Source organism: Providencia sp. UF-224 (assembly GCF_058245955.1).
In genome coordinates this window covers 65679-90044 of sequence record NZ_JBSICC010000017.1, presented here as the reverse complement: position 1 = coordinate 90044, position 24366 = coordinate 65679, and the positions used below count along the sequence as shown (strand labels likewise).

Here is a 24366-nt window from a genome sequence, read left to right as displayed (position 1 = left end):
ATTTGCATCACCTCTATTCAATAAAAACAATATATTGACTAAAATGTTATTTCTTAATATTAATTAAAAGGAATTTTTTCATGAATTTGCTAAAAAAAAGTGGTTTAGCATTACTCGTTTGTGTCTCTTTACCGGCCCTATCCGCTGTTCAAAATATGCCAATTAACATCAAAGGTACATTTTCTAATGTGACTCAGCCTTGTAATGATACAAAATTAGAAAATACAACGACCTTTGGTGCAATCAATACATTAGAAAAAATCGGTGATGAGACTGCATTTAAAAGCTCAGGCTATTTAAGTTTCTCCTGTGAATTCCCTGCTGATGCGAAATTAACGTTTGCTGCAACTAATGCGCCTAAATTACCCGAAGCCTTTAGAACCTCTAGTGACGCATTTGGTGTGAAATTAAAATACAACAGTACTGAAGTAAAACCGGGTCAATCAGATAGCATTAAAATTGCTAAAGGTGGAAACACGATTTATTTCTATACGAGTATTGCTCGATTAACGGCTAACGGCCCTAACGATTTCGGTAACCACACCTTTGATATTACAGGTAACTTAGCAATTACTTACCAATAATATTTTCTCTATCTACATTTTGAGCTGAGTAATAAAACCACACGGCTCAAAATGTATAATGACAAAAAAATAAATCATATTTTATTTGAGATTCTTCATTTATGCGCGCTATTAAATTTATAATATATGTCCAATCTATATTATTAGTTGGTATTATCCCTTATTCTCAAGCAGCAACACAAAATATGCCTATTCGTATTCATGGCTCGTTTTCAAACGCACCACTATTATGCCAACTCACCGATAACGCTATTTATTCAAACTTTACACACGGGGATGTTTCCTCTAAAAGGATGGGGCAAGAAACCGTAACACACAAAATCCCACTTTCCATTGACTGCAAAACGACAGTGGATGCTAAGTTATCATTTGCTGCGCCTGCAAACGCCTACTCTAACCAGTTATTCCAAACCACCAGCAAAGCACATGCAGTCAAACTGAGCTGGCAGGGAGAAGCAATCTTACCCAATAAAGGCGTTGCTATTACCATGACGCAAAACCAAAAAGTCTATTATATTGACGCTACTTTAATTAAAGTCGTACCAAATAGCGCAGGTGATTATGGTGAACACTCGTTTAACATCGCGGGTAATTTAGCGATTGAATACCCATAAAAAATGTTCCGCATGCAACAACCAGCAAAACTTGCCATCCCACTGATTTTTTATATTTTATCCACTTGTTCAATTTTCAATCGAAAAGCACACTCGAAAAAAATTTCATTTTTCTTTATGCAAACGCTTGCGTCAGCGAGAGACATGCGTATAATGCGCCACAATTTGTCGGGAGAAACCATGAACGCTGCTGCTGTATTTTTTACACAGAACACCTCCAACGCACTGCCTTCGAGCGGTCTGGACAGCCTGTTTTTCCCCTCCGTATTAATAAGAAAGCCCCTCATTGAGGGGCTTTTTTTTGGCCTATAGACCTAACATGTCTTGCTGACAAAGGAGAACAACCATGCCGAATCCTTTATATCTTCGCGATATCATTTCGATTAACGATTTAGACCGCTCAGACCTTGAGCTTGTGCTCAACGTGGCTGCATCATTAAAAAAACAGCCACAACCTGAATTTCTAAAACATAAAGTCGTTGCGAGTTGTTTCTTTGAAGCCTCAACCAGAACGCGCTTATCATTCGAAACTGCAATCCATCGCTTAGGTGCTTCCGTTGTGGGGTTCTCGGATAGCACCAACACATCGTTAGGTAAAAAAGGCGAAACCTTAGCAGATACCATTTCTGTTATCAGCCAATATGTCGATGCCATTGTGATGCGCCACCCACAAGAAGGTGCGGCGCGTTTAGCCAGCCAGTTTGCGGGTAAAATCCCTGTCATCAATGCAGGTGATGGTTCTAACCAACACCCAACACAAACGTTGCTGGATTTATTCACCATCCAAGAAACACAAGGCCGTTTAGAAAACCTGCAAGTCGCCATGGTCGGTGACCTCAAATATGGCAGAACCGTACACTCGCTTACGCAGGCTTTATCAAAGTTTGAAGGCAATCACTTCTACTTTATCGCACCTGAAGCTCTGTCTATGCCAAACCATATCTTGCATATTTTGGAAGAAAAAGGCGCCACTTACAGCCTGCACAATAACATTGATGAAGTGATGCCAGAACTGGATATCCTGTATATGACTCGCGTCCAAAAAGAGCGTCTCGACCCATCTGAATATGCCAATGTGAAAGCACAATTCATCTTGCGTGCTGAAGACCTGCACTCGGCAAAATCGAATCTAAAGGTCTTGCACCCACTACCACGTATCGATGAAATTACAGTCGATGTCGATAGCACCCCTTATGCGTATTACTTCCAGCAAGCAGGTAACGGCATCTATGCACGCCAAGCGTTGCTATCACTGGTTTTAAATAAAGAATTGGCTATCTGAGGAGGACACCATCATGACACACGACCATAAACTACAAGTTGAAGCGATCAGCCACGGTACGGTTATCGACCACATTCCTGCTCAAATTGGCTTTAAACTACTGAAATTATTTAAATTAACCAAAACTGATGAGCGCATCACTATCGGGTTAAATTTACCGTCTAGTAATCTGGGCAAAAAAGACATTATCAAAATTGAAAATACTTTTTTAACCCCTGAGCAAGCTAACCAATTAGCGATGTACGCACCAGAAGCGACCGTAAACCGCATTGAAGATTACCAAGTCGTTGAAAAATTAGAATTAACATTACCAGAGCATATCGATAACGTACTGGTATGCCCAAACAGTAACTGCATTAGCCACAATGAACCCGTTTCAAGCAGTTTCCGCGTGAAGAAAGTGGGCAAAGAAGTCGCGCTGACTTGCCGTTTCTGTGAAAAAGAGTTCGATAGAGACGCCGTGATCAATAATCAATAGGTTATTTCAGCGTAGACTTCGGTGTTGTCAGGGCGCAATCCGTGTTTTAATAGCGCCTATTAGCCATAAAAATGTGGTTCTGCCTAAGGTATATCAGGCGAGTCACTTCTCTTACGTGATGAAACGGAGTAATTATGTCATACGAAATCAATACAGAAAACGCACCCGCTGCCATTGGCCCATACGTTCAAGGCGTTGATTTGGGTAGCATGGTTATCACTTCAGGCCAAATCCCTGTTGATCCAAAAACCGGTGAAGTGCCAGAAGATATCGCTGCACAGACGCGCCAATCACTGGCTAACGTCAAAGCAATCTTAGAAAAAGCAGGCTTAACCGCAGCAGATATCGTTAAAACCACTGTATTTGTTAAAGACTTAAATGACTTTGCGACAGTCAACGCAACCTATGAAGAATTCTTCAAACAGCACAACGCACCATTCCCAGCACGTTCTTGTGTTGAAGTTGCTCGTCTGCCAAAAGACGTAAAAATTGAAATTGAAGCCATTGCCGTACGCAAGTAACGCTTAATTCAATGAAGGCACCCCATGATATTAGTGGGGTGTTTGTTTTGCCCAAAGCCTGTTATTCCTCTCCCACTTTTCATCTCTCAAATACCTTACCTCTCCATTAACCGAATCGAAACTTAAGGTAAACTTTTTTCTTACTCTCTAAATTATTTATTTTCAGCTCCTGCTTTTGATATTCAGACACTTAATTATTTTCTTTGTTTTGGATCAAACTAATGTCAGCTAAAAAAAAGCAATAACCTATATATTGTGCTTTAATTACCTACATAGGCACAATATATAGTATTTATTCACATTTTATCCACAGTTATACGCTCAGCAGAAAGATAACGGATAACACCGTTAATACTGTGGATAACTTAAAAAGGAGAGAGACAGTGGGAACGGTTGTCATTAAAAGAGATGGTTGTCAGGTCAATTTTGACCTTCCAAGAATACAAGAAGCCGTAAAGCGCGCAGCCGCAGCGGTGGATGTTAAGGATGACGATTATTGTCTTCAAGTTGCCTCTATTGTCACAGAGCAGCTTTGCAACCGTAACCAAGTGGACATTGGTGAAATCCAAGATGCTGTCGAAAACCAGCTGATGGCTGGGCCGTACAAAGATTTAGCCCGTGCATACATCGAATATCGCCATGATAGAGATAGCGAGCGTGAAAAACGTAGCCAGCTTACCCATGATATTCGTGGATTAATTGAGCAAAGTAATGTCTCTTTGTTAAATGAAAATGCCAATAAAGACAGTAAAGTGATCCCAACTCAGCGAGATTTACTTGCTGGGATCGTAGCAAAACATTATGCCAAACAGCATATTTTACCTCGTGATGTCGTTTTGGCTCACGAACGAGGTGAAATTCACTATCACGATCTCGACTATGCCCCATTCTTCCCGATGTTTAACTGCATGCTGATTGACCTAAAGGGCATGTTAACTAATGGATTTAAGATGGGAAATGCGGAAATTGAGCCCCCTAAATCTATTTCAACAGCAACAGCGGTAACCGCGCAAATTATTGCTCAAGTGGCTAGCCATATTTATGGTGGCACAACCATCAACCGCATTGATGAGATTTTAGCGCCTTATGTGGCGATCAGTTACCAAAAACACTTAGAAGTGGCCCAAGAATGGGGAATTGCTGATGCAGAAGGTTACGCGCAAAGCCGTACCGATAAAGAGTGTTACGATGCGTTCCAATCTTTAGAGTATGAAGTGAATACACTGCATACCGCCAATGGCCAAACACCGTTTGTCACATTTGGTTTTGGGCTAGGTACATCAAAAGAAGCGCGTTTAATTCAGCAATCAATCCTGAAAAACCGCATTGCAGGCCTTGGTAAAAACCGCAAAACCGCCGTGTTCCCTAAACTGGTTTTCGCTATCAAAGATGGGCTAAACCACAAACTTAGCGATCCAAATTACGATATCAAGCAATTAGCCTTAGAGTGTGCCAGCAAGCGCATGTACCCCGATATCCTTAATTATGACCGTGTGGTTGATGTCACTGGCTCGTTTAAAACGCCAATGGGTTGCCGCAGCTTCTTAGGAATTTATGAAGAAAATGGCGAACAAATTCATGATGGCCGCAACAATTTAGGTGTTATCAGCCTGAACTTGCCGCGTATCGCCATTGAAGCGCAAGGCAATGAAGATGCATTCTGGGCGTTATTAGACGAGCGCCTCGCTATCGCGAAAAAAGCCTTAATGACACGAATTGCCCGCCTAGAAACAGTGAAAGCCCGCGTTGCCCCTATCCTGTATATGGAGGGTGCGTGTGGCGTAAGATTAAAAGCGGACGATAATGTTGCTGAGATATTCAAAAATGGCAGAGCCTCAATTTCCTTAGGTTACATTGGATTACATGAAACCATCAATGCGCTATTTGGCTCCGAAACCCACGTGTATGACAGCGAAAAATTACGTGAAAAAGCCGTAGCTATTGTTGATCGCCTACGCCAAGCAACAGACGAGTGGAAAGCACAAACAGGCTACGGTTTCAGCTTATATAGCACACCAAGTGAAAATTTATGCGACCGTTTTTGTCGCATCGACACCGCAGAATTCGGTGTCATTAATGGCGTCACAGATAAAGGCTACTACACCAACAGTTTCCACTTAGATGTTGAAAAACAAGTTAATCCATACGACAAAATTGACTTTGAAGCGCCGTATCCTGCAATCGCGAATGGCGGTTTTATCTGTTACGGCGAGTACCCTAACTTGCAACATAACGTCAGGGCGCTGGAAGATGTGTGGGATTATAGCTATCAACATGTTCCTTATTATGGCACCAACACACCGATAGATGAATGTTATGAATGTGGTTTTTCTGGCGAGTTTTCCTGTACCAGCAAGGGGTTTACCTGCCCAGCTTGCGGTAACCATGACACTAACCGTGTTTCGGTGATCCGCCGCGTATGTGGCTATTTAGGCAGCCCAGATGCCCGCCCATTTAACGCAGGTAAACAAGAAGAAGTGAAGCGCCGCATCAAACACTTAGGTAATGGTCAAATAGGTTAATAGTATGAATTATCACCAATATTACCCTGTTGATGTGGTTAATGGCCCAGGAACCCGTTGCACACTGTTTGTAGCGGGGTGTGTCCATCAGTGTCGTGGTTGCTACAACCAAAGCACATGGCGAGTAGATTCCGGCGTGCCATTCACCCAAGAAATGGAAGACCAAATTATTCAAGATTTGCAAGATACCCGTATCCGTCGGCAAGGGCTCTCCCTCTCAGGCGGAGACCCTCTGCACCCAGCCAATTTGCCTGCGGTGCTCAAGTTAGTGAAGCGAGTGAAAGCGGTCTGCCCGGATAAGGACATCTGGGTATGGACTGGCTATAAGCTAGCTGAATTGACGCTCGAACAACAAAAGGTTGTCAGCTTGGTCAATACCTTAATTGACGGTAAGTTTGAGCAAGATTTACACGACCCGCGCTTAATTTGGCGCGGCAGTGCGAATCAGGTGATCCACCATTTGCGCTAAGCTTCTCGGGCCCAATGCAATTTGGTGCCAAATCCCAACTTATTGTCCACCATTTTAACCTTCGTTAAGTGAAGCTGCCACACAGGTAGCTTCGCCGAGAGGGCCACGGGGAATCGTCGGCAATAGGCATTTCGCGCTTGCTGCTCAGCCTCCCCCTCAAGTTTTTCAATTTCACCAATAAATTGAACCCCTTGTATCGCATTTACCGTTTTGGTTTGTGTAGAGATTGTGCCCGCCACTTGGGCGTTAGCCACCATCAGCTGACCATGTGTAGAGTTGGGATCCGTCATGAGGATCAACGACATACTTTTCGCATCAAATGCATAATAACAACTGGCAGGCCAGATATCATTGAGGTGGTGAGTGAATAGGGAAAAAACGTGTTGGCGGGAAATATAGCGCTGGATGTGTTTTAAGGTTTGTTCAGGCGTCATAGCGGTTTCCATATAAACCCGTTCAGAACAAGCTCTTGGAGATGACTCCGTGAGCTCGTTAAAACAGTTCTGAACGTAGGCGTAAAATTCGCTATTACTATACTCTAACTAGCTGAAATATTAAGCTAAATATTTTTAGGCTTATATGCCAACTAAATTCGAGTATTTACTCTAAATAATTCGAGTTGTAGCTAGGCGGCAAGTGAACGAGGCGCTAGGAGCATACATAAGTATGTGACTAGTGCGAATGAACGCGGCCAACAACGATACGGCTCGAAGCATGACGAGTAAATTTATTTATAGATAGCCGCAGTACCACTCATTGAATTCTCACCACTTGCAGAAATCACGCGGAAAGAAGTTGCGCCAGCTTCATCAGCTTTTTTGGCCAATTGTGCGGTCAGGTCATTGACGCTAACTGCACCAGTCACTGAGACATAACCCGCAGCTGGTTGGCTAGAATGTTGAACTTCATCAGCAGCCATTGAACCAAATGATACAGCACCTAAAGCTAAAGCAGCAGCAAATAATGTTGATTTTTTCATCGTATATTCCTTTTTGTAAACTTGTTGTAAACTGGATTTTTAATCGGGGTTTTTACTGTCCCCCTGTGATATGGATCATATTATGCGCTTTAACTTGGAATGAAAATTAGCATATTTTGCTATAGTTATTCAAATAAATTGAATGATAACCTATGTTGAGGTTACAGCTTTGTGACAACTTTATTGCATTTTTTATTTATATATTAATGTGTTATAAATAACTTCCTTAACGAATATATTCGTCTTTAACTCATTGTTTTTAACTGGTAAAGCAGCACAAAATGACAAATATCACCTCAGAAAAAAGCGAGTTAAAGCAAAATAGCTGGTATCTCTATCTAGTGAGAGAGAAAAATAACGCACTTTATTGCGGGATCACGACGGATGTACAGCGCCGGTTTGAGCAACACAAAGCGGGAACAGGGGCAAAAGCATTGAAAGGGAAAATGCCACTAACATTAGCATTTTCATGTTTGATTGGTTCACGTTCAGCGGCATCCCAACTGGAATATAAGGTTAAGCAACTGAGTAAAAAGACAAAAGAAAGGCTGGTCATTGACCAGCCTAGCGATTTGACGGCTTATTTAACTCAAGCTAAATTGTCAAAATGTGAAGAATAGACCACATCACCTTGTTGCTCGCCTATCCCACCATTTTCTAACCCACAAATTAAAAAGTGAGCTTGTTGTTCTGGCCACTGGCAATGAATGTTATGTTTAGACGCTGGTACAAACCCAAAGCGCGAGTAATATTGCTCATCCCCCAGCACAACCACTGCGCCATAACCAAATTCATTCAGGCTATCTAACCCCTCATAAACCAGTTTCTCTGCAATGCCTTGCCCTTGGTGGGCTTTATTAACGGCTAAAGGTGCTAACCCCACCCATTGTACGTCTTCGCCATTTAGGTCAACAGGAGTGAAACCCACATAACCTATCACTTCACCATTATCATTGGTGGCGACAACTCCCAATGTCAGTAAACCGTCTTCACGTAGGTGTTGAACAAGGTTAGCTTCAGCTTCCGTTGGGAAGGTTTCTCGCAGTAGCCTATCAATGCCCATGGCATCAACAGGGATCTCTACCCGAATTAGCATGAGGTCAACGCAGGGGCTTTATGCTCTGCGTCCTCGCTATCTTGTACCGTTTTAATCACTTCAGCTAATTGCAATAATGCGAAACGCAAGGGGGCTGGCATATTTTCGAGCTCAAACGCATCCATCAAGTTTTTCACATATAACCCTAACTCGGTATCCCCTTCAATCACCAAACGGCGTTGGAAAAATAATGTATCAGGGTCTTCTTTCCGTGCTGCAATCAACACCAAATCATTGGCATTGCCGCTAACACTGACATCGGCATCTGCCTGTTGCTTAACCGCTAACTGACCATTTTGTAGGCTGATAAACCACACCAGTGCTAAATCACGAACTTCCACTTTAAGCCATTTATCTTCGAGAAAATCAAGCTCCCCTTCTTTTACTGACTCACGAAACTGCCAACTTAACAGTTGTTCAAGCACCTGACGCTGCACAGCAAATGGGGTCACTTTTAAAGGCAATTTCAAAAGTGAAGGGCCTTTTGTGATGAGTTGAGAACGAATTTTACCTAACACAATATTGACTCCCGTATTCATTGTCTGCCCGTTTTCGTGTAACTACTTAATCAGAGTAGCAGCTCGAAGTAATTAGGGTAACATGTTGTCTATACACATAATTTAAAAAAATTATAACAATCAATAATAACAATGGTTGATATTATTGATGTGTTATTTGGGTTATGATAAGTATCTTGCCAAAAAATCGGGTTACTGGTCTGATCCTATATCAATTTTTACCCATCTCGCCAATATTTATTTTTTATCTGCCTGTTTTGCTATTTGCGTAACGAATACAAACATCCATTAACAATTTCTCTGCTCTAAATCAAAATCTATAACAGTTCCCTTGACTAAAATAGCGGCTGTCAAAATTTATACAGGGATAGGTCAATGGAATTACTCTGCCCAGCAGGAAACTTACCTGCTTTAAAAGCCGCTGTGGATAATGGCGCTGATGCGGTGTATATCGGGCTAAAAAATGATACTAACGCACGCCATTTTGCAGGTTTGAATTTTACACAAAAAAAACTGCATGAAGCAGAGCGTTATATTCACAGCCGCAATCGTAAATTGCATATCGCCATCAATACATTTGCTCACCCGGATGGCTACAAACGATGGCAAGATTCGGTAGATCTTGCCGCTGACCTTGGTGCCGATGCCCTTATTATCGCCGATATCGCGATGTTAGAGTACGCTGCCACTAAATACCCGCATATTGAAAGACATGTTTCCGTGCAAGCCTCTGCCACCAATACTGAGGCAATCCGCTTTTATCAGCGCAACTTTGATGTCCACCGTGTCGTACTGCCTCGCGTACTTTCGATTCATCAAGTTAAGCAATTGGCGAAAAATAGCCCTGTCCCCCTCGAGGTATTTGCTTTTGGTAGCCTGTGTATTATGGCTGAAGGGCGCTGTTATTTATCCTCTTACCTGACGGGAGAGTCCCCAAATACCGTTGGCGCCTGTTCTCCTGCCCGCTTTGTGCGTTGGCAACAAACTGCCAATGGTATGGAATCACGTCTCAATGATGTACTTATCGACCGCTATAAAGCCGATGAAAACGCAGGTTACCCAACATTGTGTAAAGGCCGCTATTTAGTAGACGAGCAGAAATACCATGTTCTTGAAGAGCCCACCAGCCTCAATACGATTGAATTATTACCTGAGCTAATGGCAGCAAATATTGCCTCCGTGAAAATTGAAGGTCGCCAACGTAGCCCTGCTTATGTTTCTGAAGTCGCACGTATCTGGCGCCAAGCCATTGACCGTTATAAATCCAACCCTGATAACTTTGTCACCGATCCTAAATGGATGAAAGCACTTGGAAAGCTTTCTGAAGGAAGCCAAACCACATTAGGTGCTTATCATCGCAAATGGCAATAATTAAAAGGTAAAACTATCATGCAGTACTCTTTAGGATCAGTGCTTTATTACTGGCCAAAACAGACGTTAAACGATTTTTATCAACTCGCGATGCAAAGTGAAGCCGATATTATCTATCTTGGGGAAACGGTATGCAGCAAGCGCCGTGAAATGAAGCCCAATGATTGGATAGAGCTTGCCCAGCAATTAGCCAAAAGTGGTAAGCAAATCGTCTTGAGCTCCCTTGCGCTACTGCAAGCGCCTTCAGAGCTAAAAGAAATCACCAAATTGGTGGATAACGGCGAGTTTTTACTTGAAGCGCACGATTTTGGCGTCATCAACATGTTGGTGGATAAAAAGCTACCATTTGTGGCTGGGCATGGCCTCAACTGCTACAACGCCCAAGCATTAAACATTCTACTGCGCCAAGGCATGACGCGCTGGTGCATGCCTGTTGAGCTTTCCCGTGACTGGTTGGTTAACTTGCTCAATCAATGTGAGGAAATGGGTATTCGCCATAAATTCGAAGTGGAAGTTATGAGTTACGGCCATCTTCCCCTTGCCTATTCAGCACGCTGCTTTACAGCACGTTCAGAAAACAAGCAAAAAGATGATTGCGAAACCTGCTGCATTAATTACCCTCAAGGACGTAAGGTGCTTTCCCAAGAGCAACAGCAAGTGTTTACCTTAAATGGTATCCAAACGCTCAGTGGTGATTGTTATAACCTCGGGAATGAGTTGGCATCGATGAAAGGTTTAGTGGATATTGTGCGCATTTCCCCTGAAAGCGTTGAGTCCTTAGATGTGCTTGCTCAGTTTAAAGCCAATGAAGATGGCATGATGCCATTGCGTATTGAAAACCAAAGCTGTAACGGCTATTGGCGGCAGATAGCGGGCTTGTCGATGGTGTCTTAAAAAATTAATAAGGTAATGAATTCAAACATAGATTCATTACCTTAACCAAAGAGCTCACTGTGAGAACCAATATCAACAAATGTAATTAAATTACCCTTATCTGATAGTCGATAGATCAATAGAAAATCACCACCTATATGAAGTTCTCTCGCCCCCTGCCATTCACTGCCTTCAAGTTCATGATCTAAGTATTCTTTAGGAATCGCTTTCTGAGAAAAAAGAATCTCCATGATAATAACCGCACTATTCATATCCCTACGGCCAGCTTTATTATAACGTTCCCAAGACTTTTTAAACGTTGGTGTGTAAGCAACCCGCCTTGGTTGCTTTGCTCTCTTATTATTTAACTTTTGAGTCAACTTTACTTAACTCCGACATCATTTCGTCAACAGAAGCATATTGCTGTTCAATAACGTTAGCTTCTTCTAATGCTAGCCCTGTTTTTCGCGAGGGTTGTTTACGCTTAATTTCGAAAGGAACTTTTTGTTCCTGCACCACTTGCTCTAAAAATAAACGTATTGCAGCACTGATAGTTAAACCACAATCTTGTAATACACTCGTTGCTTCTGTTTTTAATTGTTCATCGATACGGCTACGAACATCTGCCGTTTTTAATAAAGTAGACATGTTATCTCTCCTAACATCAAAATGTAGCTACATTGTGACTACATTCCTAATGAGTATAGCATTAGACGATAACTTAGTCATTACTTGGTTAAGTTATCGTCGATTATATAATAGGAAAGGAGTTTAAAAACCTAGCGGTGGTGCCGACGCCAACGGTTAAACGCATGGGTTAAATGACGCAGCTCTCCATCGCGCAACATACCAATAAAGACCCCAATGACGGTGTAAATCACGCCTAGCGTCAACATCATCACGATATCCATTAATACATCGCTAAATGGTAGGCCCATTTGGTTAAGGCCCGCCATGGCATTCGTTGCCCACGTGGATGGCAGTGCAGAAGCAATCATTCGTACCCAATCTGGCATCGCTTGCAACGGCCAAATGGTGCCTGACATATAAAACACTGGCGTGGTAATAAACGCCAATGTTAAATAAATCATTTCCACACTGCGTAGGCATTCCGTGACCAACTTGCCAAGGCCAAGTACGGCTAACAGGAATGGGAAAGTGAACAGCCAAATCACATACAGTGGCGCTTCTTGTCGGTACCCCAACACCCATGGCCAAAGGGCAAAAAATACCGTCGATAAAAATAACCAAATCGGGATCAACGCCGATAACGCGCCTAAATAAACAGCTAACGGCGGTTTTCCTTTAGGCGTAGAGCGAACAGCGATACTCACCCGTACACAGGCAATTAACAGGGAGTGCTGTAATAACATGACCAACAAGCCAGGGAAAACAATCGCCGCAAAGCTAACTCCAGGGTTATATAAGGGCTCTGTTTCACTACGCACAGGGGTGATAATCACCTTCGCTTGCTCTTGGCTATAACCCGCTTTAGTTAATAACTGCGTGTTATACGCATTGAGCAATGTTTGGTATGCCTTAGAAAGTTCTTGCTGAATTTGCCCACTCGCCAAACGGTTTGTCGCATCCCCGTACACAGGTACGGTAATGTTTTTACCGCTCAATAAATGCTGTTGAAAATCCGTTGGAATGATAATTATCGCAAAGAGTTTTCGTGCAATCATGTCTTGGCGAGCTTGTGCAAGATTGTCATAACCGTGCAACTGCACTTTTGGTGTTGCGTCTAAATCGCGGATCAGCTCGCGGCTCGCCGTGCTGTGATCCATATCAATCACTGCGACAGGCAAGTCCCATAACACAGGCCTCGCATACACCAAACTCATCACACACAGCGATACCAACAGAAGCAACCACATGGGTTTTTCTAACATCCCAAGTAACACTTTACGGAAGGTCGCAAAATACACAGCCATCATGCGGCGCCTCCTTGGGTTTCCAACCGTTTCACTAAGCGCTTACGCACTAAAAAAGCGGTAACAACAGGGTAAATCAGTAAAAATAAACAAACCTCGACTATCCGCCCAAACGATATTTCCCGTAAGAAGATATCGAACATCGCATTAAGCGTATGGGTTAGTGGCTCGATATTCGAAATAATCTGTGCCGGCAAAATCATCGCTAATTCAGGCACGGCCATCCCTGAGAACGCTAACGCGATACTAACTAGCATCCCAATTAAACTGTACGCCATGATGGCGCTCGAGGTAAAACTAAAGAGCAATAGCCCAACACTTTGCGCCGCTATTACATAAAAGAAACCAACCACAATCATGTACAACGGGTTCCCTATCACTTTGGCGTCAAAAATCGTGACTAATGCAGCCAATTCAATGGCTAATAACGTACTAAAAAATAAGGTATAAGGTGCCATTTTGCCTAACAAAGCGGTGGCAAAAGGTTTGACACTCTGTAAAGTCGTACCACGTGACATGGTGTAGATTGTCGCCGTGACCACAAACAGCTGGAGCATATGAATTGTGGCGGCAAACTGTTGATAATAAATATAACTGCCGCTTGGGTTGAACAGGCTGTCATAGGAAAGTGTCACTTGCGCTAACGGTGGCAAGGCTTTTCCCATCGATTTTGCCATTTCTTGGCGGTATTTCGCATTTAGCTCCGCCACCAGCCCACTAAAGTCTTGAATGGCGTAACTACCAGACGCGTAAAATAACGCATTGTAATACATCCGTAATTCAGGCTGACGTCCACGCAGGACATCTTCTTCAAAATTATGCGGAATATACAATAGTGCGTAGTCTTTTGAACTTCCTAACCTTTTAAGTGAGGTACTGAGGTTATCGTCCACTGTTTTTACATCAGCGTGAGGGCCCGCATTCAGGTCGCGAATAATTTGTCGAGACACTGGGCTGTGATTATCATCCACCACTGAAACAGGCAGATCCATCAAGGTTCCCTCAGAAAAGTTAGCGCTAACTAACGTAAACAACATCAGCGGGAACAACCAGCTCAACCAGTGAAAAACAGGGCTACGGATAGCCATTTGGGTTTCGCGGCTAAAAGCATGTTCAAATCCGTGCCAAGCGAACTTTAATTTCATGGCAACACCTTTACTTATCCCAGTGCCATAACACGCTCATACCGGGTCTTAACCCATCGATTGGCTCAACAGGATACAAACGAATTTCAAAGGTTTTTAAGTCAAAATCCCCTGTTGCACGCGTCGCCCGCTTCGTTGCATAGTCACCTTTTGGCGCGATATAGCGAATTTCGGCTTCAACCATTTTGTTCCCTAAAGCAGGAATATCGAGCTGAACTTTATCGCCTTTTTTCACCCCAACTAAAATATCTTCGCGCAGGTTATAAATAAAATACGCTTGTGGCAGGCGGATCAGTGATACCAGCGGGCTACCTGCGTTGAATAACTCACCAATTTCTGCGGGGATTGGACCAACTTCACCATCAACAGGGGCTTTAACCTGTAAATCATCGATTTGCACTTGGATCTCAGCCAATTTTTGCGCTGCTTGCTGCAAAGCCGCCTCATATTGATGGCGCTGCTCAATACGATCGCCGTGCTGCCCTTCATCTAAACGAGCTTTTGCCCCTTGGACTTGCGAGAAAGCAACATCTTTAGCTTTACGTGCATTATCCAGCTCATTTGCTGAAACATAGCCTTTGCTTTTTAAATTGCTTAAGCGCGCGTATTCACGGGATGCATTTTGGTATTGTGAATCGGCTTGAGCTAACGATGCTTGCAAATCACGAATGGTTTCTGCACGTGTGCCATTTAAGGATTGATCGAGTTGTGCTTTGGCTTGGTCTCTTGCTGCTTTAGAGGCTTCGTACTGCGCTTGCAGTTCCGGACTTTCAAGAGTTAACAACAATTGCCCCTGTTTAACATCATCCCCACGCTCCACATGCCGCTCCATCACGCGGCCTTTGGCTTTTGAAGTGACAATGACTTCAGGCGCATCCACTTCTCCCTGCAACAATAAATATTGATTATGGGAATGAAATAAGGCCGCTGCTGCAATTAAGATAAGCATCAGCAAAATCAGTACTATTGTTCTTTTTTTCATTATTTATGCGAACCTTAAATAATAACGGGGGAAACTATTATCCCTAGAGTATGACAAGAAAATTAGGTATAGCGTTAATAAATTCGTGCGCAAGATCACGAAAAGGCAGGTCTTTGTCTAATATTGAATCGATTTTTTTCTTATGTCAAATAATGATGAATTGCCCTAATTCAAATGTCGATTACTTAACCAATGACTTACGGTATAATTACGAAGAAAATAAACATTAAAAATAGATAGCCAAAGTGAATAATTCCGCTCATACACAGCACTAAAAAGTCTGTCGTAAAATCGCCGAATTCTCCACTTACCACAATGCAAAATTTAACGAGCCATGCTCTAAATAGTTCGCATTGTGGGTAGGCAACCAGAGAGGGTATCTTGGGGAGCATACATAAGTATGTGACCCGAGTAACCGAACGCAGTCAACACCCCCACAATGTGAAATATGACGAGCATGTACGAATTTGACTTAATATTATTATTACTCCAACAAATGTGCGTCTACTTAGTTATCGCTTGGGCACTCAGCCGCACCCCGCTAGTCATTCCATTATTAAAGGTCACCATCCGCTTACCCCATAAAGTGATGTGTTACCTGATTTTCTCTGTCTTTTGTATTATCGGAACGTATTTTGGTCTGCATATCAATGATTCTATTGCTAATACACGCGCCATTGGTGCGGTATTAGGTGGACTACTTGGCGGCCCCGCCGTGGGGTTTGCTGTAGGCTTTACTGGCGGGATACACCGTTATTCATTAGGGGGTATGAGTGCATTTGCCTGTATGATTTCGACTATTGTGGAAGGACTCATTGGTGGGTTAGTTCATCGTTACTATATGAAACGCGGTGAAATTAATAAAATTTTTAACCCTGTTACTGCTAGCTGCGCCACTTTCGTGGCTGAACTGCTTCAGATGTTAATTATTCTATTATTGGCTCGCCCCTTCGATGAAGCAGTTGAGCTGGTAAGAAGCATTGTCGCGCCGATGTTAGTCGCAAATACCATTGGTGCTGCGATGTTTATTCGTATTTTACTCGACCGACGTGCGATAGTGGAAAAATACACCACCGCGTTTTCTGCACAAGCCCTTAAAATTGCCTTAACCACAGAGGGTATTTTACGCAAAGGCTTTAATGCAGATAACAGTATGAAGGTTGCCAAAATTATTTACCAAGAGCTCGAAATTGGTGCCGTTGCGATTACTGATCGAGAAAAAATACTCGCTTTTATTGGCATCGGTGCTGATCACCACCGCCCCGGAACACCTATATCATCGAGTCAATCAAGGCAAGCCATTGATAATAATGAGGTTGTCTATGCCGATGGCAATGAAACACCGTATAAGTGCTCTCTTTGTCCAACCTGTAAACTCGGCTCTGCTCTCGTTATCCCCTTACGGGGGGAGAATGACCGCGTGATTGGTACCATAAAGCTCTATGAGGCTAAAAATAGCTTATTTAGCTCGATTAACCGTACATTAGGCGAAGGTATCGCAAGCTTATTTTCTGCGCAAATTCTAGCGGGTCAATATGAACGTAATAAACAGTCGCTACTGCAATCAGAAGTAAAACTGCTCCATGCCCAAGTTAACCCTCACTTTTTATTTAACGTACTCAATACGTTGCAAGCAGTGATCCGCAAAGACAGCCAACAAGCTGGGCAATTGGTTCAATACATTTCGACCTTTTTCCGTAATAACCTCAAGCGCCCAGAGCAAAATGCCACTTTGGGTGAGGAAATTGAGCATATCAATGCCTATTTGCAAATTGAAAAAGCCCGTTTTCAAGATAGCTTGCAAATCCATATTGAAATTCCAGAAGAAGCCAAACATGTCGAACTGCCCGCATTTACCTTGCAACCCCTTGTTGAGAATGCGATTAAACATGGCACCTCACAGTTATTAGAGACGGGATATATTACAATACGCAGCTATATCGGCAGTGAACATGTGTATATCGAGATAGAAGATAACGCGGGCTTATATAAACCAGCAAAACAGTGTGATGGCCTTGGGATGGGCTTGGTCGATAAACGCTTACGTTTAAAATATGGCGAACAATATGGCATTAGCGTAGAGCATGAGCCGGAAAAATTTACCCGAATGAAAATTCGCCTACCGTATTTGGCAGCACCCTAATAATGATAATGTAACCCTATGAATGTATTAATTGTTGATGATGAACCCCTTGCACGGGAAAACGTCCGTTGCTTACTCGAAGAACACGATGATATTGAAATTATCGGTGAATGCGCAAACGCCATTGAAGCGATAGACATTATTCATAAAAAAAAGCCTGATGTGGTCTTTCTTGATATTCAAATGCCGCGCCTAACAGGCTTAGAAATGGTGCGCATGCTAGATCCCGAAGACCGCCCTTATATTGTATTTCTGACCGCTTTCAATGAATTCGCTATCCAAGCGTTTGAAGAACATGCGTTTGATTACCTGCTAAAACCCCTTGAACCTGAGCGGCTCGAAAAAACCTTGAACCGCTTACGCCAAGGCAAACAAAAACAAAACCTTGAGCTTTTAGGTAACAATGAGCCGCTAAAATTTATCCCGTGTACAGGCCATAGCCGTATTTACTTGATGAAGCTTGATGAAGTTTTGTATGTCACATCACGTATGAGCGGTGTTTATGTGATGAGTACACAAGGGCAAGAAGGTTTTACTGAACTGACACTGCGCACATTAGAGCTGCGTACCCCACTAGTGCGCTGCCACCGGCAATATTTGGTGAATATGACCCAACTGAATGAAATTTTGTTCGGTGATAGCGGCCAAGCCGAGTTGGTGCTCAGCTCAGGTGAGCACATTCCTGTTAGCCGCCGCTACCTAAAGCCGCTAAAAGAGGCGCTGGGGTTGGTTTAAAATCACAATATGGGAAACGATTCTCTACTATGCATAACAATTTGAAAACGCGACAATCAAATGCTTTATTAAAACTGATTATGGCTGCTAAAAATGACGTAGATAATAATCGTGTAATGACAGTAAGTGAAGCAAGGAGAAGGCTGCTTGAAAGAAGGATTAAACAAACTTAAATAAAAAAACCCGCACTCCAAAGAAATGCGGGTTTTGTGATTTTAGTAGGGAATCAATCCCGATAAAAACAAACTATTATGCGTTATGGCTGCTGCTACGACGACGTGGAGCTGCAGTATTGCCTTCTTGACGTGGAGCAGAGTTACCACGGTCACGGTTACCACCGCCACGGCGTTCACCACCACCACGACGCTCGCCACCGCGCTCACCGCCACGGTCATTACGACGACCTGCACCGAAACCACCTTCGCTACCACCTTCACGACGTGGACCACCACGACGCTCACCGCCACCGCGGCGTTCGAATGGCTGTGCATCACCGATCAGTTGCATTTGCGTTGGTTTATTCAAAATGCGTGCGCGACTTAAGTGAGTTAACACGTCAGTTGGCATACCTTTTGGTAATTCAATTGTTGAGTGAGTTCCGTACAATTTGATATTACCAATATAACGGCTGCTGATATCAGCTTCGTTAGCAATCGCACCAACAATGTGACGGACTTCCACACCATCATCACGGCCAACTTCGATACGGTACATTTCCATATCGCCAACGTCACGACGCTCACGACGGCCGCCACGCTCACCACGTTCTGCACGGTCGAAACCGTTGCCGTTGCTATTGCGATCACGGCGGTCACCATCACGACGACGATCATCACGGTCGTTAAATTCACGACGTGGACGACGTGGTGCATCTGGTGGCAGGATCAGCGCGCGCTCACCTTGTGCCATTTTTAACAGTGCCGCTGCTAAGGTTTCCATGTCGACATCTTCAGATGGGGACATTTTCGCTAACAGTGAACGGTATTGATCTAAATCGCTGCTTTCTAATTGCTGTTGAATTTTTTCAGCAAATTTCGCCTGACGACGTTGGCTCAGCAGGTCTGCATCTGGCAGTTCAACTTCAGGAATAGTCAGCTTCATTGTGCGCTCGACATTACGCAGCAGGCGACGCTCACGGTTCTCAACGAACAGTAATGCACGACCGGCACGACCTGCACGGCCAGTACGACCGATACGGTGAACGTAAGACTCTGCATCCATTGGGATGTCATAGTTAACGACTAAGCTAATACGCTCAACGTCCAAACCACGCGCTGCAACGTCAGTCGCGATCAAGATATCCAAACGGCCATCTTTTAAGCGCTCTAAAGTTTGCTCACGCAGTGCTTGGTTCATGTCACCGTTCAGTGCCGCACTGTTGTAACCATTGCGTTCTAACGCTTCGGCCACTTCTAATGTTGCATTTTTGGTACGCACGAAAATAATCGCTGCGTCAAAGTCTTCTGCTTCTAAGAAACGCACTAACGCTTCATTTTTACGCATGCCAGACACAGTCCAATAGCTTTGAGCAATGTCTGGACGAGTTGTAATGCTTGCCTGAATACGAATTTCTTTCGGATCTTTCATAAAACGACGTGTAATACGACGAATTGGTTCAGGCATTGTTGCAGAGAACAGCGCAGTTTGGTGTTCTGCTGGAATTTGGCTCATGATGTTTTCAACATCTTCAATGAAGCCCATACGCAGCATTTCATCAGCTTCGTCTAAGACTAAGCCTTTTAATTTAGATAAATCTAACGTGCCACGTTTCAGGTGGTCAAGCAGACGACCCGGTGTACCCACAACAATTTGTGGACCTTGGCGTAATGCACGTAATTGCACGTCATAACGTTGGCCACCATATAGGGCAACAACGTTTACGCGGTTCATATGTTTAGAGAAATCGCTCATTGCTTCCGCAACTTGCACAGCTAACTCACGCGTTGGTGCAAGCACTAAAATTTGCGGTGCTTTTAAATCTGCATCAATGTTTTGCAGTAATGGCAAACTAAACGCAGCAGTTTTACCGCTACCTGTTTGTGCCATACCTAATACATCGTTGCCATCCATTAACAATGGAATACATTGTTGCTGGATTGGAGAAGGTTTTTCGTATCCCAGGTCGTTCAGTGCAGTCAAAATAGGTGCTGATAAACCTAACTCAGCAAAAGAAATATCGGTCTCAGTAGTCATGTAAAGGTGCCTCATACTTAGTGGCAGCCAGTTTACATAACCATCGGAAAATCATTTCGGTCATTTTCATTTAAAATGTGAACTGGCTCAAATTGTGTTTATTAAACGAACAAATAGGCCGTCACCCCGAGGGATGATGACTTAAAATTTTTTCAATGAAATGTTCGTCAGCTATTGCTGGCCCGATTCTAAAAGGTCGTCTTGTTCTTGGCCTAACAGCGCCAATTCCAACAATGCATAGCGGTGTTCAACAAAGCTGTGAGCGTTGTTAGCTACCGTCAGTTTGAATAACGCAACTGCGCTATCCTTATCCCCCAGACTTAGGTAATGTTTACCTAAATAGAAGTTAGTTTCACTGAGATGCTCAGCGAGCGAAGTGTTATCCGTAGATGTTTCTTTCAATCGCGCCATCAATGTATCTTCATTGATATTGCCAAGATAGAATTCTACGATATTCCAGCCCCATTGCCCTTTCTCCGCTTGGTTGTAGCGGGCAGCAAGATTATCTTGCGCCATACGCGGGTCTATGTCTTTCTCGACGAGATAAAGCCACAGAGTACGAAAAGGATCATTTGGATCTATCTGATAATACGCCAGCAGATCATCCTGCGCTAGTTTGTACCGTTCACCGTAATATAATGCGATGCCACGATTCATCCGCGCGAAATTGTAAGTTGGATCAAGCTCTAAAACAGAATCAAACGCTTCATAGGCAGCATCATAGTTGCCTGCCTGCGTAAAATATATCCCTAAAAAATTAAAAACTTCAGGAATATCAGGACGTATGGCTAACGCAGTCGAAAAATCGTTACGTGCCAGCGCCCTTAAACCGAGACTATCATACAACACACCGCGCTCATATAAAAGCTGTGCGTACTCATCATCGGTTAAAGATCGGCTCGCAAGGATTTGTTCCATGCGCGCCAATATCACTTCTTGTTGTAATGAAGGTTGAAGTGGAACGGCAAACACCTCGTTCTTTCGCCAATCTTTGCTGCTACATCCAATAATAACAAAAAAGATAAGCGCCAAGAGCACACGCGGGAGCGTGCGATAATCTCTCACCCGAAGACAGATACTGTTCAGCATACTCCGTCCTTACATTACCACGCTTTACAAATTATCGTTTCAGCCTCATTGGCCGATAGCGCTCTACCCAAGTAGAGCGCTGTTTTTTAGGTCAGCTTACTCTGCTGAGTCCTGTGGCTGCGCACCCTGTTCTTCAGTTGGTGCAACCGCTTCTTTCATGCTCAGGCGAATACGGCCTTGACGGTCGATTTCTAATACCTTAACAGGAACTTCTTGACCCATTTGCAGGTAGTCAGTCACTTTCTCTACACGCTTATCCGCGATTTGAGAAATGTGTACCAGACCTTCTTTACCACCACCGATTGCAACAAATGCACCGAAATCAACGATACGCGTCACTTTACCTGGGTAAATGCGACCGACTTCAACTTCAGCGGTGATGTCTTCAATACGACGAATTGCTTCTTTCGCTTTCAAGCCATCAGTTGCTGCAATCTTCACAGTACCATCATCTTCGATTTCAATCGTTGTGCCAGTTTCTTCCGTTAACGCACGGATCACTGAACCACCTTTACCGATGACATCTTTGATTTTGTCTGCATTAATTTTGATTGTATAAATGCGTGGTGCAAATTCAGAGATTTCTTCACGTGGACCATTAATCGCTTGTTCCATTGTACCAAGAATGTGCAGACGCGCACCTTTTGCTTGGTTCAGAGCAACTTGCATGATTTCACGTGTGATACCTTCGATTTTGATGTCCATTTGCAGTGCACTGATACCTTCACGGCTACCAGCAACTTTAAAGTCCATATCACCTAAGTGGTCTTCGTCACCTAAGATATCAGACAGAACAACGAAATCGTCACCTTCTTTCACCAGACCCATTGCAATACCTGCAACAGCGGCTTTAATTGGCACACCTGCATCCATCAGTGCTAATGACGCACCACAAACAGACGCCATTGATGATGAACCATTAGATTCAGTGATTTCAGACACAACACGGATAGTGTATGGGAAATCAGCGTGATCTGGCATGACTGCTAACACACCACGTTTCGCTAAACGGCCATGACCGATTTCACGACGTTTAGGTGAACCTACCATGCCTGTTTCACCAACAGAGTATGGAGGGAAGTTGTAGTGGAACAAGAAGCGGTCAGTGTATTCGCCCATTAATTGGTCGATAACCTGTGCATCACGCTCTGTACCCAGAGTTGCGGTAACCAGTGCCTGAGTTTCACCTCGTGTAAACAGTGCAGAACCGTGAGTACGTGGTAAAACACCCGTACGAACGTCCAATGCACGAACCATGTCTTTCTCACGGCCGTCGATACGCGGCTCACCACGGATAACACGAGTACGAACCACTTGTTTTTCTAAGTTCGCTAAAATATCTGACACTTCAGATACATCAATGTTTTCGTCTTCAGCGACTAAAGTTGCGATAACTTCATCTTTGATTAAATCAACTTGCGCGTAACGCTCTTGTTTCTCAGTGATACGGTAAGCATCACCCATGCGGCTTTCTGCTAATGCAGCAACGCGATCATGCAGAGCTTGGTTAACTGGCTCTGGCTGCCAATCCCATTTCTCTTTGCCTGCTTCTTTAACTAATTCATTGATATTCTGAATAACAACTTGCTGTTGGTCGTGGCCAAATACCACCGCACCTAACATTTGCTCTTCGCTTAACAGTTCAGCTTCAGACTCAACCATTAATACTGCGTTATCAGTACCCGCTACGACTAAATCTAAGCGACTTTTTTTCAGTTCATCTGCTGTTGGGTTCAGAACATATTGGTCATCGATAAAACCAACACGTGCAGCACCGATTGGGCCATTGAATGGAACACCAGACAGCGCTAATACCGCAGATGCACCGATCATCGCAACGATATCTGGGTTAACTTGTGGGTTAACAGACACAACGGTTGCAATGATTTGGATTTCGTTCAAGAAACCTTCTGGGAACAGAGGGCGCAGTGGGCGGTCAATCAAACGAGCGATTAACGTTTCACCTTCACCAGGACGACCTTCACGGCGGAAGAAGCTACCTGGGATACGACCTGCAGCGTAAGTACGCTCTTGATAGTTAACCGTTAAAGGGAAGAAATCTTGGCCTTCCTTAACTTTTTTCTGTGCCACGGCAGTCACAAATACTGCAGTGTCATCCATGTTAACCATAACTGCGGCTGATGCTTGACGAGCAATCATGCCTGTTTCAATCGAGACGGTATGTTGACCGTACTGGAATTTACGAACAATAGGATTTAACACAATAATACCCTTTTTGTAAGGCCACCTGAGCATCTCGGGTAGCATTGGCTTATTCTTCCTACAGCCTCGCGACTAATGAGAAGATTGATATTCCAGTCATCAACGTTCTCATTAGCCGCGCGAATCGGATGCAGCGAAGAGGCATACTAAAACAGTTAATTACGACTTATAGCTTAACATTTAAGTTAAGTACAATTCGAGTATTACTTCAACTTTCAAAATAACTTTTAGCAGAAAAGGGGCCAATTGGCCCCTTTCCACTGAAACTGACAAGATTAACGACGCAGACCCAGACGCTCGATCAGAGCTGTGTAGCGTGCGATATCTTTACCTTTCAAGTAAGCTTGTAAGCGACGGCGTTGTGCAACCATACGCAGCAGACCACGACGGCTGTGGTGATCTTTTTTGTGCTCTGAAAAGTGGCTTTGCAGATGGTTGATTTGTGCAGTCAGCAGAGCGATTTGAACTTCGCTTGAACCAGTGTCATTTTCACCGCGACCGAACTCAGCAACGATCTTAGCTTTCGCTTCATTACTTAGAGACATAATAAACTCCAAAAAATTAATGTAAGTGGTGAGAGCCAATCTCTAATTTAGCATCTCAAGATTAAGCGCC

At 43.6% G+C, this 24366-nt stretch carries 27 protein-coding genes; 13 read left to right on the top strand and 14 right to left on the bottom strand.

Features of this window, described 5'->3' with window-relative positions:
* The first annotated feature begins 80 nt into the window (after positions 1-80).
* The 8 genes from AC4IFO_RS15825 (at position 81) to nrdG (ending at position 6470) form a co-directional block, all read left to right on the top strand.
* Positions 81-584, top strand: coding sequence for a hypothetical protein (locus tag AC4IFO_RS15825; RefSeq protein WP_490735757.1), 504 nt, complete (start codon positions 81-83; stop codon positions 582-584).
* Positions 585-769: 185 nt separating this feature from the next.
* Positions 770-1198: a hypothetical protein gene (locus tag AC4IFO_RS15820; RefSeq protein ID WP_490735755.1), complete on the top strand. Its 429-nt coding sequence runs from the start codon at positions 770-772 to the stop codon at positions 1196-1198.
* 12 nt (positions 1199-1210) lie between these two features.
* Positions 1211-1510 (top strand): hypothetical protein, encoded by a 300-nt coding sequence (locus tag AC4IFO_RS15815; RefSeq protein ID WP_490735753.1) that lies wholly within the window; start codon positions 1211-1213, stop codon positions 1508-1510.
* 34 nt (positions 1511-1544) lie between these two features.
* Positions 1545-2480, top strand: a complete 936-nt coding sequence (gene pyrB / locus AC4IFO_RS15810; RefSeq protein ID WP_206083264.1) for an aspartate carbamoyltransferase — start codon at positions 1545-1547, stop codon at positions 2478-2480.
* A 13-nt stretch (positions 2481-2493) separates the two neighbouring features.
* On the top strand, positions 2494-2958 hold the full coding sequence (gene pyrI, locus AC4IFO_RS15805; protein ID WP_206083263.1) for an aspartate carbamoyltransferase regulatory subunit: 465 nt from the start codon (positions 2494-2496) through the stop codon (positions 2956-2958).
* 134 nt (positions 2959-3092) lie between these two features.
* A complete protein-coding gene (ridA, locus tag AC4IFO_RS15800) occupies positions 3093-3479 on the top strand; it encodes a RidA family protein (RefSeq protein ID WP_206083262.1) in 387 nt (128 codons plus the stop codon).
* 383 nt (positions 3480-3862) lie between these two features.
* Positions 3863-6001 (top strand): anaerobic ribonucleoside-triphosphate reductase, encoded by a 2139-nt coding sequence (gene nrdD, locus AC4IFO_RS15795; RefSeq protein ID WP_490735751.1) that lies wholly within the window; start codon positions 3863-3865, stop codon positions 5999-6001.
* Positions 6002-6005: 4 nt separating this feature from the next.
* On the top strand, positions 6006-6470 hold the full coding sequence (gene nrdG / locus AC4IFO_RS15790) for an anaerobic ribonucleoside-triphosphate reductase-activating protein (protein WP_490735749.1): 465 nt from the start codon (positions 6006-6008) through the stop codon (positions 6468-6470).
* On the opposite strand, the gene AC4IFO_RS15785 is transcribed toward nrdG, so the two are convergent.
* Positions 6467-6916 (bottom strand): YhbP family protein, encoded by a 450-nt coding sequence (locus tag AC4IFO_RS15785; protein ID WP_490735747.1) that lies wholly within the window; start codon positions 6914-6916, stop codon positions 6467-6469. The two genes, nrdG and AC4IFO_RS15785, sit on opposite strands and share 4 nt — an antisense overlap.
* 281 nt (positions 6917-7197) lie before the next feature.
* Positions 7198-7449 carry a multiple stress resistance protein BhsA gene (gene bhsA, locus AC4IFO_RS15780; protein ID WP_219244861.1) on the bottom strand — a complete coding sequence of 84 codons (252 nt, stop codon included), beginning with the start codon at positions 7447-7449 and terminating at the stop codon, positions 7198-7200.
* Between the two features lie 281 nt (positions 7450-7730).
* Here bhsA and AC4IFO_RS15775 point away from each other — a divergent pair, with 281 nt between their 5' ends.
* On the top strand, positions 7731-8069 hold the full coding sequence (locus AC4IFO_RS15775; RefSeq protein ID WP_490735744.1) for a GIY-YIG nuclease family protein: 339 nt from the start codon (positions 7731-7733) through the stop codon (positions 8067-8069).
* Here AC4IFO_RS15775 and AC4IFO_RS15770 read toward each other — a convergent pair.
* Both AC4IFO_RS15770 and ubiT read right to left on the bottom strand, forming a co-directional pair.
* Positions 8039-8545 carry a GNAT family N-acetyltransferase gene (locus tag AC4IFO_RS15770; RefSeq protein WP_490735742.1) on the bottom strand — a complete coding sequence of 169 codons (507 nt, stop codon included), beginning with the start codon at positions 8543-8545 and terminating at the stop codon, positions 8039-8041. The two genes, AC4IFO_RS15775 and AC4IFO_RS15770, sit on opposite strands and share 31 nt — an antisense overlap.
* The gene (ubiT, locus tag AC4IFO_RS15765; protein ID WP_219249530.1) at positions 8539-9063 is read right to left on the bottom strand and encodes a ubiquinone anaerobic biosynthesis accessory factor UbiT; all 525 of its coding nucleotides are present in this window, start codon (positions 9061-9063) and stop codon (positions 8539-8541) included. Before ubiT ends, AC4IFO_RS15770 begins: the two co-directional genes overlap by 7 nt.
* 375 nt (positions 9064-9438) lie before the next feature.
* Here ubiT and ubiU point away from each other — a divergent pair, with 375 nt between their 5' ends.
* Together ubiU and AC4IFO_RS15755 are read left to right on the top strand one after the other, a co-directional pair.
* Entirely contained in the window at positions 9439-10434 is a 996-nt protein-coding gene (gene ubiU / locus AC4IFO_RS15760; protein WP_490735740.1) for a ubiquinone anaerobic biosynthesis protein UbiU, read from the top strand.
* A gap of 18 nt (positions 10435-10452) precedes the next feature.
* Positions 10453-11328: a U32 family peptidase gene (locus AC4IFO_RS15755; protein WP_490735738.1), complete on the top strand. Its 876-nt coding sequence runs from the start codon at positions 10453-10455 to the stop codon at positions 11326-11328.
* 41 nt (positions 11329-11369) lie between these two features.
* Here the strand turns inward: AC4IFO_RS15755 and AC4IFO_RS15750 are convergent, their stop codons facing one another.
* The 5 genes from AC4IFO_RS15750 to AC4IFO_RS15730 all read right to left on the bottom strand — a co-directional run bounded on the left by AC4IFO_RS15750 (position 11370) and on the right by AC4IFO_RS15730 (position 15368).
* Complete coding sequence (locus AC4IFO_RS15750; RefSeq protein ID WP_353244056.1) at positions 11370-11687, bottom strand: type II toxin-antitoxin system YafQ family toxin; 318 nt, start codon at positions 11685-11687, stop codon at positions 11370-11372.
* A complete protein-coding gene (locus AC4IFO_RS15745) occupies positions 11668-11955 on the bottom strand; it encodes a type II toxin-antitoxin system RelB/DinJ family antitoxin (RefSeq protein ID WP_353244057.1) in 288 nt (95 codons plus the stop codon). Before AC4IFO_RS15745 ends, AC4IFO_RS15750 begins: the two co-directional genes overlap by 20 nt.
* A 131-nt stretch (positions 11956-12086) precedes the next feature.
* Positions 12087-13241, bottom strand: a complete 1155-nt coding sequence (locus AC4IFO_RS15740; RefSeq protein WP_490735773.1) for an ABC transporter permease — start codon at positions 13239-13241, stop codon at positions 12087-12089.
* Positions 13241-14386 (bottom strand): ABC transporter permease, encoded by a 1146-nt coding sequence (locus AC4IFO_RS15735; protein WP_225820555.1) that lies wholly within the window; start codon positions 14384-14386, stop codon positions 13241-13243. The genes AC4IFO_RS15740 and AC4IFO_RS15735 overlap by 1 nt, the downstream gene beginning before the upstream one ends.
* 10 nt (positions 14387-14396) lie before the next feature.
* Entirely contained in the window at positions 14397-15368 is a 972-nt protein-coding gene (locus tag AC4IFO_RS15730; protein ID WP_490735736.1) for an HlyD family secretion protein, read from the bottom strand.
* A 457-nt stretch (positions 15369-15825) separates the two neighbouring features.
* Between AC4IFO_RS15730 and AC4IFO_RS15725 the strand changes: the two genes are divergently transcribed.
* Positions 15826-17511 (top strand): LytS/YhcK type 5TM receptor domain-containing protein, encoded by a 1686-nt coding sequence (locus tag AC4IFO_RS15725; RefSeq protein ID WP_490735771.1) that lies wholly within the window; start codon positions 15826-15828, stop codon positions 17509-17511.
* Positions 17512-17529: 18 nt separating this feature from the next.
* The gene (btsR, locus tag AC4IFO_RS15720; protein WP_490735734.1) at positions 17530-18246 is read left to right on the top strand and encodes a two-component system response regulator BtsR; all 717 of its coding nucleotides are present in this window, start codon (positions 17530-17532) and stop codon (positions 18244-18246) included.
* A 249-nt stretch (positions 18247-18495) separates the two neighbouring features.
* On the opposite strand, the gene AC4IFO_RS15715 is transcribed toward btsR, so the two are convergent.
* From AC4IFO_RS15715 to rpsO, 5 genes are all read right to left on the bottom strand, one after another.
* A complete protein-coding gene (locus AC4IFO_RS15715; protein ID WP_273803442.1) occupies positions 18496-20439 on the bottom strand; it encodes a DEAD/DEAH family ATP-dependent RNA helicase in 1944 nt (647 codons plus the stop codon).
* Complete coding sequence (locus tag AC4IFO_RS15710) at positions 20429-20494, bottom strand: hypothetical protein (RefSeq protein ID WP_490735768.1); 66 nt, start codon at positions 20492-20494, stop codon at positions 20429-20431. The genes AC4IFO_RS15715 and AC4IFO_RS15710 overlap by 11 nt, the downstream gene beginning before the upstream one ends.
* A 116-nt stretch (positions 20495-20610) precedes the next feature.
* Positions 20611-21528: a lipoprotein NlpI gene (nlpI, locus tag AC4IFO_RS15705; RefSeq protein ID WP_353244063.1), complete on the bottom strand. Its 918-nt coding sequence runs from the start codon at positions 21526-21528 to the stop codon at positions 20611-20613.
* Between the two features lie 96 nt (positions 21529-21624).
* Positions 21625-23751, bottom strand: coding sequence for a polyribonucleotide nucleotidyltransferase (gene pnp / locus AC4IFO_RS15700; RefSeq protein WP_490735731.1), 2127 nt, complete (start codon positions 23749-23751; stop codon positions 21625-21627).
* Positions 23752-24026: 275 nt separating this feature from the next.
* Positions 24027-24296 (bottom strand): 30S ribosomal protein S15, encoded by a 270-nt coding sequence (gene rpsO, locus AC4IFO_RS15695; RefSeq protein WP_047755880.1) that lies wholly within the window; start codon positions 24294-24296, stop codon positions 24027-24029.
* Positions 24297-24366: the final 70 nt, after the last annotated feature.

Coding starts and splice junctions, on each gene's coding strand:
- AC4IFO_RS15825 (WP_490735757.1), top strand. CDS start 81: ATGAATTTGCTAAAAAAAAGTGGTTTAGCATTACTCGTTTGTGTCTCT.
- AC4IFO_RS15820 (WP_490735755.1), top strand. CDS start 770: ATGCCTATTCGTATTCATGGCTCGTTTTCAAACGCACCACTATTATGC.
- AC4IFO_RS15815 (WP_490735753.1), top strand. CDS start 1,211: ATGCAACAACCAGCAAAACTTGCCATCCCACTGATTTTTTATATTTTA.
- pyrB (WP_206083264.1), top strand. CDS start 1,545: ATGCCGAATCCTTTATATCTTCGCGATATCATTTCGATTAACGATTTA.
- pyrI (WP_206083263.1), top strand. CDS start 2,494: ATGACACACGACCATAAACTACAAGTTGAAGCGATCAGCCACGGTACG.
- ridA (WP_206083262.1), top strand. CDS start 3,093: ATGTCATACGAAATCAATACAGAAAACGCACCCGCTGCCATTGGCCCA.
- nrdG (WP_490735749.1), top strand. CDS start 6,006: ATGAATTATCACCAATATTACCCTGTTGATGTGGTTAATGGCCCAGGA.
- AC4IFO_RS15785 (WP_490735747.1), bottom strand. CDS start 6,916: ATGGAAACCGCTATGACGCCTGAACAAACCTTAAAACACATCCAGCGC.
- bhsA (WP_219244861.1), bottom strand. CDS start 7,449: ATGAAAAAATCAACATTATTTGCTGCTGCTTTAGCTTTAGGTGCTGTA.
- AC4IFO_RS15775 (WP_490735744.1), top strand. CDS start 7,731: ATGACAAATATCACCTCAGAAAAAAGCGAGTTAAAGCAAAATAGCTGG.
- AC4IFO_RS15770 (WP_490735742.1), bottom strand. CDS start 8,545: ATGCTAATTCGGGTAGAGATCCCTGTTGATGCCATGGGCATTGATAGG.
- ubiU (WP_490735740.1), top strand. CDS start 9,439: ATGGAATTACTCTGCCCAGCAGGAAACTTACCTGCTTTAAAAGCCGCT.
- AC4IFO_RS15755 (WP_490735738.1), top strand. CDS start 10,453: ATGCAGTACTCTTTAGGATCAGTGCTTTATTACTGGCCAAAACAGACG.
- AC4IFO_RS15745 (WP_353244057.1), bottom strand. CDS start 11,955: ATGTCTACTTTATTAAAAACGGCAGATGTTCGTAGCCGTATCGATGAA.
- AC4IFO_RS15740 (WP_490735773.1), bottom strand. CDS start 13,241: ATGGCTGTGTATTTTGCGACCTTCCGTAAAGTGTTACTTGGGATGTTA.
- AC4IFO_RS15735 (WP_225820555.1), bottom strand. CDS start 14,386: ATGAAATTAAAGTTCGCTTGGCACGGATTTGAACATGCTTTTAGCCGC.
- AC4IFO_RS15730 (WP_490735736.1), bottom strand. CDS start 15,368: ATGAAAAAAAGAACAATAGTACTGATTTTGCTGATGCTTATCTTAATT.
- AC4IFO_RS15725 (WP_490735771.1), top strand. CDS start 15,826: ATGTACGAATTTGACTTAATATTATTATTACTCCAACAAATGTGCGTC.
- btsR (WP_490735734.1), top strand. CDS start 17,530: ATGAATGTATTAATTGTTGATGATGAACCCCTTGCACGGGAAAACGTC.
- AC4IFO_RS15715 (WP_273803442.1), bottom strand. CDS start 20,439: ATGACTACTGAGACCGATATTTCTTTTGCTGAGTTAGGTTTATCAGCA.
- nlpI (WP_353244063.1), bottom strand. CDS start 21,528: ATGCTGAACAGTATCTGTCTTCGGGTGAGAGATTATCGCACGCTCCCG.
- rpsO (WP_047755880.1), bottom strand. CDS start 24,296: ATGTCTCTAAGTAATGAAGCGAAAGCTAAGATCGTTGCTGAGTTCGGT.